Genomic DNA, 556 nt, shown 5'->3' on the forward strand with positions numbered 1-556 from the left:
CGGAACAGCCGACGAATTGGAGGCGTGGCTTTTCGAGAACGCGGAAGAAACCAGAGACCGAATCGCAGGCGTTCGACTCGCTCCCCGGTACGCAGCGGACGGCACGCGAGTTCTTCGTCGCCGCCCAGCCACGGCGGCGACGCGTGTAGGATCCCCGCCACAGATATCGCAGGAGGCATCAGCGGATGAAAGACGTCAAGGCCGTGGCGCAGAAGGAAGCCGAGGTGTGGAAGGGCTCGCCGTACTACGCGGACGCCGAACAGTGGATCCACATCTTCTGGGGCGAGAACAGCCCTTTCCTGACGCTGTTCCAACGCCTGGACCTGGAGACGCTCGTCGAACTCGCTTGCGGTCACGGTCGTCACGGAGAGATGATCGGCCGGAATTACGACAACCTCGTCCGCTCGCTGGTCTGCATGGACGTGCTTCCCGACAACATCGAATTCTCACGCGAGCGCCTCCGCCCCTTTTCCAAGATCCGGGTTGAATTGAATGACGGCGTGGCCTTCACCGGCATCGCGGATGCCAGCGTGACCGGCGTGTTCTGCTATGACGC

Annotated in this window: 1 protein-coding gene; it reads left to right on the plus strand. The window is 62.4% G+C overall.

The annotated features are described in order from the left end of the window. Nucleotides 1-185: 185 nt before the first annotated feature. The coding region (locus AC5Y5E_RS30370) for a hypothetical protein (protein ID WP_499907721.1) at nt 186-556 on the plus strand (371 nt) is incomplete at its 3' end.

Source organism: Mycobacterium sp. NGS54, assembly GCF_059812465.1.